Annotated in this window: 6 protein-coding genes and 1 pseudogene; 2 read left to right on the top strand and 5 right to left on the bottom strand. The window is 67.6% G+C overall.

Annotation, left to right across the window (positions count from 1 at the left end):
* Both AX690_RS15695 and AX690_RS15690 read right to left on the bottom strand, forming a co-directional pair.
* Positions 1 to 1,063, bottom strand: a 1,063-nt coding sequence (locus tag AX690_RS15695) for a class I SAM-dependent DNA methyltransferase (RefSeq protein ID WP_156449695.1), incomplete at its 3' end; no start/stop codon positions are given.
* 110 nt (positions 1,064 to 1,173) lie between these two features.
* Positions 1,174 to 1,761 (bottom strand): methyltransferase domain-containing protein, encoded by a 588-nt coding sequence (locus tag AX690_RS15690; protein ID WP_066683800.1) that lies wholly within the window; start codon positions 1,759 to 1,761, stop codon positions 1,174 to 1,176.
* A gap of 194 nt (positions 1,762 to 1,955) precedes the next feature.
* Here AX690_RS15690 and AX690_RS15685 point away from each other — a divergent pair, with 194 nt between their 5' ends.
* Both AX690_RS15685 and AX690_RS15680 read left to right on the top strand, forming a co-directional pair.
* Complete coding sequence (locus AX690_RS15685) at positions 1,956 to 3,122, top strand: acyl-CoA dehydrogenase family protein (RefSeq protein WP_066683799.1); 1,167 nt, start codon at positions 1,956 to 1,958, stop codon at positions 3,120 to 3,122.
* Positions 3,122 to 3,922, top strand: coding sequence for a MaoC family dehydratase N-terminal domain-containing protein (locus AX690_RS15680; RefSeq protein WP_066683797.1), 801 nt, complete (start codon positions 3,122 to 3,124; stop codon positions 3,920 to 3,922). The genes AX690_RS15685 and AX690_RS15680 overlap by 1 nt, the downstream gene beginning before the upstream one ends.
* On the opposite strand, the gene AX690_RS15675 is transcribed toward AX690_RS15680, so the two are convergent.
* The 3 genes and pseudogenes from AX690_RS15675 to AX690_RS23395 form a co-directional block, all read right to left on the bottom strand.
* Positions 3,919 to 5,013, bottom strand: coding sequence for a DUF563 domain-containing protein (locus tag AX690_RS15675; RefSeq protein WP_066683796.1), 1,095 nt, complete (start codon positions 5,011 to 5,013; stop codon positions 3,919 to 3,921). The two genes, AX690_RS15680 and AX690_RS15675, sit on opposite strands and share 4 nt — an antisense overlap.
* Positions 4,991 to 7,021 carry an N-acetylglucosamine transferase gene (locus tag AX690_RS15670; protein WP_066683795.1) on the bottom strand — a complete coding sequence of 677 codons (2,031 nt, stop codon included), beginning with the start codon at positions 7,019 to 7,021 and terminating at the stop codon, positions 4,991 to 4,993. Before AX690_RS15670 ends, AX690_RS15675 begins: the two co-directional genes overlap by 23 nt.
* Positions 7,022 to 7,171: 150 nt before the next feature.
* A pseudogene (locus tag AX690_RS23395) lies at positions 7,172 to 8,541 on the bottom strand (ice nucleation protein); the annotation flags it as partial.

Raw genomic sequence — 8,541 nt, 5'->3', positions numbered from 1 at the left:
CCCCGCCGGTGAACAGGGGCGAACCGTTCAGGACGATGCCGAACCGGCTGCCGCCGTCCTGGGCCGGGCGCATCTTCGACAACAGGTGCAGCAGGAACAGCAGGGACCCGTCCGACACGCGCGGCAGGCCGGGACCGAAGCGGCCGGCGAAACCCTGCTGCTCGTGCTCGGCGCGGACGACCTTCTCGACCTTCTTCCACTCCACGCCGAACGGCGGGTTGGACAGCATGTAGTCGAACTTGCGCCCATGGTGGCCGTCGTCGGACAGGGTGTTGCCGGCGACGATGGCGCCGACGTCCTGGCCCTTGATCAGCATGTCGGCCTTGCAGATGGCGTAGGACTCGTCGTTCAGCTCCTGGCCGAACATGGTCAGCCGCGCGCCGGGATTGTGCTGGGTCAGGCGCTCCTCGGCGACCGACAGCATGCCGCCGGTGCCGGCCGTCGGGTCATAGATGGTGCGGACCACGCCGGGCTTGGACAGGGCGTCGTCGTCCTCGACGAACAGCAGGGACACCATCAGGCCGATCACCTCGCGAGGCGTGAAGTGCTCCCCCGCGGTCTCGTTGGACAGCTCGGCGAACTTGCGGATCAGCTCCTCGAACGCCAGGCCCATCTGGTGGTTGTCGACCTTGTCGGGGTGCAGGTCGATGCGGGCGAACTTCTCGGTGACCTGGTAAAGCAGCCCCGCCTTGGCCAGCTTGTCGACCTGGGCGAAGAAGGAGAACCGTTCGAAGATGTCCCGCACGGCCGGCGAGAAGGCCTGGATGTAGGCGTAGAGGTTCGAGGCGATGTTGTCGGGGTCGCCGACCAGCCGCGCCATGTCCAGCTTGGACGTGTTGTAGAAGCTCTGCTTGGCCGCCCGCAGCAGGAACGGCTCGACGCCGACCTCGCCCCGCTTGGCCAGCTCCTCCAGCACCGCCGGCTTGGTCGCTTCCAGCACGCAGTCCAGACGACGCAGCACCGTGAACGGCAGGATGACCTTGCCGTAGTCGGACTGCCGATAGTCCCCCCGCAGCAGGTCGGCCACGGACCAGATGAAGGCCGACATCGACTGGTGGTTCATACGCACTCCCCCCAACAACGCCCGATAGCAACGCAGACAGCGTGCAAGGGCAAGGGGCTCTAGCAGAAGCCTCCCCGCGAAGGGAGGCCGTCCGGTCGACGTATCGCGTCCTAGGCGATCTCGACGTCGGCGTCCGCGAAGATCAGGTCGGTCCCCGCCTTGGCCTGAAGGCCGTTGATCAGCACCAGCATGATCTCGCATCCGGAGCCGGCGTTGGACGTCACGCAGCGGGCCTTGTAGCGGGCGAAATCCTCGGGGATCCAGGTCGAGATGTGCGCCTCGGCGTGGTGCCCCTCCCACGCGCCCTGGACATAGTCGATGGGGATCAGCAGCAGCAGGTACTTGGTGCGGTAGTAGAGATAATCGATCAGGTCGACGCCGCGCGACTTGCGGAAGTGCTCCAGCACGTCGCCGAGGATCACGAGGTCCCACGACGCATCGGGCCCGATGTCCGGCAGGGTCGTCGCGTCGCCCAGCTGGATGACGTCGTAGATTTCGCGCAGACCGAATTGCTCGATATAGCTGTTGTCGATCTCGATGGCGGCCAGGTGGCCGATCGGAACGCCTTCCGCGCGAAGCGACTGGATCATCCGACCGTACTTGCCGGCGCCCGGGCCAATATCGAGGACGCTGGCGGGCTTCATCCGGCCGATGAGGGCCTCGACGTGGCGGTCGAAGACGGTGTCCGAGTACGGCATGGGGATCTTCCTGCGCCAGCGAATCTTGGCTTGTCGCCTGAGGGTGTTGGTCCGCCGGGGGAGCGTCAATGGAGAGCCGTTGCGCCGACGCGCGGCAAAACGCCCTCCACGCCTTCGGGCGATTGTCCCGCGATGCGCCACACTGACTTAACGGGAGGCTGGACGGCGCCCGTTCAAGGCTCGAAGCTCGCCCCATGTCCGCCCTCGCCGACCCCGAACTGATCGAAGCCCTGCGCCAGACGGTGCGCGCGCTGTGCCGCGATTTCCCGCCCGCCTACTGGCGCGGCCTGGACCGCGAGAAGGCCTATCCGACCGACTTCGTCGCGGCCATGACCAGGGCCGGGCTGCTGGGCGTGCTGATTCCCGAGGAGTACGGCGGCGGCGGCCTTGGCCTGACGGCGGCGGCGGCGATCCTGGAGGAGGTCCACGCCAGCGGCGGCAACGCCGCGGCCCTGCACGCCCAGATGTACACCATGGGCACGGTGTTGAGGCATGGCTCGCCGGCGCAGAAAGAGACCTGGCTGCCCAGGATCGCCGATGGCTCGATCCGCCTGCAGGCGTTTGGCGTCACCGAGCCCACGGCCGGCACCGACACCACCTCGATCTCGACCTTCGCCCGGCGCGAGGGCGACACCTACGTCATCAACGGCCAGAAGGTCTGGACCAGCCGGGCGGAGCATTCCGACCTGATGGTCCTACTGGCCCGCACCACGCCCAAGGACCAGGTGGCGCGCAAGGCCGACGGCCTGTCGGTGTTCCTGGTCGACATGCGCGCGGCCAAGGGGAACGGCCTGACGATCAAGCCGATCGCCACCATGCTGAACCACGCCACCACCGAGGTGTTCTTCGACAATCTGGTCATCCCCGCCGACAGCCTGATCGGCGAGGAGGGCAAGGGCTTCCGCTACATCCTGGACGGCATGAACGCCGAGCGGATCCTGATCGGGGCCGAGTGTCTGGGCGACGCCGCCTGGCTGATCGGCAAGGCGCGCGACTACGCCAACAGCCGCGTCGTGTTCGGCCGCCCGATCGGCCAGAACCAGGGCGTGCAGTTCCCGATCGCCCGCGCCTACGCCCAGACCCACGCCACGCGCCTGACGGTCTATGACGCCGCCGCCCGCTATGACGCCGGCCAGCCTTGCGGCGAGCAAGCCAATATCGGCAAGATGCTGGCCTCCGAAGCCTCGTGGGCGGCCGCCGACATGTGCCTGCAGACCCACGGCGGCTTCGGCTTCGCCGAGGAGTACGACATAGAGCGCAAGTTCCGCGAGACGCGCCTCTATCAGGTGGCGCCGATCTCGACGAACCTGATCCTGGCCTATGTCGCCGAGCATGTGCTCGGCCTGCCCCGCTCCTACTGATGAGCGCCTACGCCGACTGGATCGGCCGTCAGAGACGGCGGACGACGGTGCTGGAGGCGTCTGACCTCGCGCGGCTCGCCGCCGTGCTGGACCGCCCCGCCCCGCCCGCGGAGGTTCCGCCCGCCTGGCACTGGGCGTGCCTCGCCGAGCCGGTCAGGCGCTCGGACCTCGGCCCGGACGGCCATCCCCGGCGCGGCCTGTTCCTGCCGCCGATCGAAGCGCCGCGCCGGATGTTCGCGGCGGCCGACATGACCTTCGCCGGCGCCCTCCTGCCCGGCCAGGAGACCGAACTCGTCGAGACGATCGCCAATGTGGAGGAGAAGACCGGCGTCAGCGGGGCCCTCACCTTCGTCACCGTGGAGCGGATCTTCAGCCAGGGCGGCGAGACGCGCGTCAGCGAGCGCCAGACCATCGTCTACACCGCCGCGCCGCCCGCGCCGCGGACGCCCGAGGCCGATCCGCCCCAGGCCGCGGCGTGGAGACGCGAGACCGCCACCGATCCCGCCCTGCTGTTCGCCTTCTCGGCCGCGACGACCAATAGCCACCGCATCCACTACGACCAGGACTACGCGACGGGAGTCGAGGGCTATCCGGGCCTCGTCGTCCACGGTCCGCTGATCGCGCTGCTGCTGCTGGAAGCCATGCCCGCCAGACCGCTCAAGCGCTTTTCGTTCCGCGCCCTGAAGCCGGCCTTCTGCGGCGAGACGATCGCGGCGCTGGGCGGCCCTACGGACGCCGGCGCCGAGCTCTGGGCCGAAAGCGGCGGGGCGGTGCTGATGCGGGCCAGGGCCGAGGCCTAGGCGATCAGGCTTTCCAACAGGTCGCAGTCGACGATGATGTCGCCCTGCTCGTCCAGCGTCTCGGCGATGATCGCGTGATGCTCGAGATCCAGCGCGTCCGAAACCCGGATGAACGAGGTCGAGATCACCGCCCGGCTGAAGATCTCGACGATGCGGGCGGGGCCATTCAGATAGGACAGGTTCGTCAGGCCCGCGCCGTGCGCGGCCAGGACGAACGACGCGCCCTGCAGCTTGTCGATCTGCTCGGACAGCGAAAGCTCGCCATTGCCGAAATCGATCGTCGTGAAATCGTGACGCTCCAGGAAGGCCAGGAAGGCCTCCGTCTCGGCGACATTGTTGCCGCGACGGGGTTTCAGCGGATTGCGCCGGATGTAGTAGCGGCACCCCTCCGCCGGCAGGGTTCTGCCCACGAACGCCCGCAGCCAGCGGAGCCCCTCGTCGGACTGCCAGGCCTCGACCAGCATCGGGTTCTTCAGGCGAGCGACCTCGGTCGCCGGCAAGAGCAGGCGATCGCCCAGAGCCTGGGAGATCATCTCGCGGAAGACGCCATTGTGATAGATCGGCGAGGGCATCACCACGACCCTGATGTCGTGGTCCTGGATCAGCCGGAACTTCTGCAGAAGCTCAAACGAGAAGTGGTAGTAGTTGTTCGAATAGATGTGGCTGAAGACCGCCGCGTTCTCGATCAGCGGCAGCGTGTCCCAGTCGTCTCGCAGGGATTGGCGATAGTCCCAAAGGGCCGGGCTGTTGGCCTCGGTGAACGTCAGCGTCGCCGCCATCGAGCTGCCGCCGGGGAAGTTGGCTTGCAGGCAGGCGCCGGCCCGGTCGAACAGAAGCAAGCCCGTGCTGCTGCTGACAAACTCGCCGTCGAGGCGTCCGACCCGGTCGAAATGCACGTGGTCGAATTCGGACATCAGCCGATGCCGCATTTCCTCGGACTCGGCGTGGACCGTCAGGTTTCTCGGCCCAGGAACGCGCGGGATGACCGGCGACCGATAGAACTCCATCCATCGGCGGCTGTCGAAAGCGTTCCAGGGATAGACGGGCGGAAAGACGCGCATGTCGTGGTCAGACGGCGGTCCGACGCGCATCGGGCGTCCAGATCCGGTTGTCGGCGGGTATCGACCTGAGCTTGTGACGACGGGCCAAGGCTTGCCGATAAAGGCCCTCGTAGTCCTCCACCGCCTGCATCTCGCGCTGATCCTGGTCCAGCTCCAGGCCCACGTTCATATAGACGTCCAGGTTGGTCAGGTCCGGGCTGGGCCGCCCGCCGGCCTGATACTCGGCGACCATCTCGCCATAGAGCGTCTCAAGGCTGTCGGCCAGCAGGTCCATGTTGAACAGCACGCAGCTGTCGCGGTTGGCCTCCAGCGTCGCGCGCAAGGCCCTGGCCTTCTCGCGATCGGCGCCGATCTCGACGGCCTTCTCGACATAGGCCTCGCCGCTATCGACCACCATTTCGGGCAGGCCGGCGCTCCGGACGAGGCTCCCGCAGACCCGCGACGCGAAGCTGCGGCCCGACCAGGTCAGCACCGGCACCGCCATCCAGAGGGCGTCCGAGGCCGTCGTGTGCGCGCCATAGGGCGTGGTGTCCAGGAAGAGGTCCGCCAGCCGATAACGCGCCAAGTGGTAGGCGTTCTGCAGTTTCGGCGCGAAGACGATGCGCGTGCGGTCCACGCCCTTGGCTTCCGCGGAGTCGCGCAGACGGGCGTTGGCTTCTGGATTGCTGTCCAGCAGCCACAGGACGCTGCCGGGCGTGCGTTTCAGGATCTGCATCCAGCGGTCGAACACGTGCGGCGTGATCTTCTGGACGCCGTTGAAGCAGCAGAAGACAAAGCCGTCTTCGGGCAAGCCCGCCTCGGCGCGCGTCGGGCATTCCTCCTGGACGCGCCGGCGCCGATCATTGGGCTGATAGCAGGGGATCCGGCGCACGGCCTCGGAGTAGTAGTGCTCCATCTCCGGCGGGATGATCCACGGGTCGGCGATGATGTAGTGGTGGAAGTCGCTGCCCATTGTCCCCGGATAGCCCAGCCAGTTGACCAGGATGGGCGCGGGCCGGCGCGCGAAGACGGCGGTGCGGGCGTCGCGGGTGTGGCCATTGACGTCGACCAGGATGTCGATGCCGTCGTCGGCGATGCGCTGAGCGGCTTCATCATCGCTCATCGGGCGGATGTCGATGAAATGCTCCACCGCCGCGCGGATGCGGGTGTTCAGGCCGTCGCTGGATTCCGGACCGCAGTAATAGGCGAAGACCTCGACCTTCTTCTTGTCGTGGACCTCGAACAGCTCGGCCATCAGATAGCCGACCGCATGATCGCGGAGATCGGAAGAGATGTAGCCGATCCGCAGCCGACGGCCGGCCAGGTCGATCGGCGCGTCGCGCCGGTCGGCGCGGACCTGTTCGGGCGTCGCCTTGACCTCGCGCTCGATCAGGGTGTTGGCCGCCGCGAGCAGCAGCATGGGATCGTCGGTATAGGCCGCGATCGACAGAGGATTGACGCCTCTGAGCAGGGTCTCGCGGCTGACGCGTTCCGACGGCGCCAGGACCGGCCACTTGCACTGCGACAGGCGCGTGGCGACCAGCTGGCCGATCACGTCCATGGCGTTCGGATCGATGTCCGCCGCGCGCTGTAGCGCCATCTCGGCGCGCGCCGGCTGATGCAGGTCCCCCAGGAGGCGCGCGATCTGCTTGAGACAAGTGAAGGCGTAGCTGACCGCCATGCCGTTGATGTTGGCGGAGCGGTTCGCGCCGAGTTCCCAGGTGGCGATCGCCAGCTCGCCCAGCCCCGCCCGCTCCTGCAGGCCGCCCAGGTTCACATAGGCCGGCATGAAGTCGGGATTGAGCGTGATCGCCTGCTCCAGCGAGGCGGCCGCGCCCGCGTTGTCGCCTAAGGCCGACTGGAGCACCGAGCGATTGAACAGCGCCACGCACAGCTGCGGATGCTCGGGGTTGAAGCGCGCCCAGATCTTGTAGGCCTGGTCCGCCACCTGCGGCTTGCCCGCCTGGGCCAGTTCCGAGGCGATGGTGATCAACTCGCCGAGCGAGCAGCCCTCGGCGGTAAGCTTGCTGAGCAGATCGAACGTATCGATGTCGGCCATAGTCTTCCTGATACCGGTAGGCGACGGACAGCCATGGGTGAGCATGGCGCGCGAGTCGCGCCAAGTCCGATCATGGCATGGGGTTCAGGGCCCGACCATTCATCTGGAGCCATCGCCGCCCGCGCCCGAGAGCGCGAGCGGCGGCTGGGATCAGCTCACGGTCAGGTAGGCCGCGATCTGAGCGTCGTCCAGGCTTTGGACCTGGGTCTGGGTCAGGGCGTTGGCCTGGGTGGACGTCAGGCTCGCGATGTTGGTCGTCGACAGATGATCCAGCTGCGTCGAGGTCAGGCCGCTCAGCTGCGAGGGTTGCAGCTGGCCGACCTGGGTCGTCGTCAGACTGTTGATCACCGTCGTCGACAGAGCGCCCAGTTGGGTGCTCGTCAGCGCCGACAGCTGGGTCGCCGACAGATCGCCGATATCGGTCGCGTTCAGGCCTTTCAGCTGGGTCGCCGTCAGGCCCTTGACCTGGGTCGCCGTCAAAGCCGCGGTCTGGGTGGCGTCGAGCGCCGAGACATTCGCCGCCGACAGAGCCGCCAGCTGCAGGATGCTCAAGGCCGCGATTTGCGTGTCGACGAACTGGCCGACGTCGGCCGCGCTCAGAGCGCCCAGCTGCGTAGCCGTCAGACCCTTCACCTGGGTCGACGTCAGGGCGCCGACCTGGGTCGCGTCCAGCGTGGAGAACGCGGTGGACGTCAGGGCCCCCACTTGGGCGCTGCTGAGCGAGCCAAGCTGGGTGACGCTGAGCTGCTGCGCCTGGTTCGACGTCAGGGCCGTCACCTGGCTATTCGTCAGGGCGCCGACCTGGGTCTCGGACAGTTCGCCGATGTCCGTCGTCGTCAGGTTCTTCACCTGGGTGACGGTCAGGCTCTTGATCTGAGTGGTCGAGATCGCGCCTACCTGCGTCGCGGTCAGAGCGGACAGGTTGGACGTCGACAGCGCCGCCAGCTGGCTGCCCGCCATCGCGCCGATCTGGGTCGCCGCCAACTCACCGATGTCGGTGGTGGTGAGGTTCGAGATCTGCGAGGCGGTCAGGCCCTTGATCTGCGTCTCGTTGAGCGCGGCCATTTGGGTCGCGTCCAGGGCGGAGACGTTCGCGGCCGTCAGGGCGCCGATTTGCAGAGCCGACAGAGCGCTGACCTGGGTCGCCGACAGCTCGCCGATATCAGCCGCGTTCAGGCCCTTCAGCTGCGTGGCCGTGAAGCCGCGCACCTGCGTCGGGCTCAGCGCCGCCATCTGGGTGGCGTCCAGGTTGGACAGGCCGCCCGGGGTGAAGCCGGCGATCTGGGTCGAGCTGAGCGCCCCCACCTGCGTCGGGACCAGGGCCGCGATGTTGGCGGTGCTCAGGCTGGCCAGCTGAGCGGTCGTCAGGCCCTTGACCTGGGTGGTCGAGAGCGCGCCGAGCTGAGTGGCGTTCAGCGAGGTCAGGTTCGTGGTGTTCAGGGCCGCGACCTGGGTCGCCGAGAGGCCGCCGATCTGGGTGACCGACAGCTCCTGCGCCTGAGCCTGGCTCAGAGCGCCGA

Origin of the sequence: Caulobacter sp. CCH9-E1 (assembly GCF_001556515.1) — a bacterium.
Lineage (GTDB): Bacteria > Pseudomonadota > Alphaproteobacteria > Caulobacterales > Caulobacteraceae > Caulobacter.
Note: the sequence above shows the minus strand (reverse complement) of the source record. Positions and strands in the feature narration are given on the sequence as shown.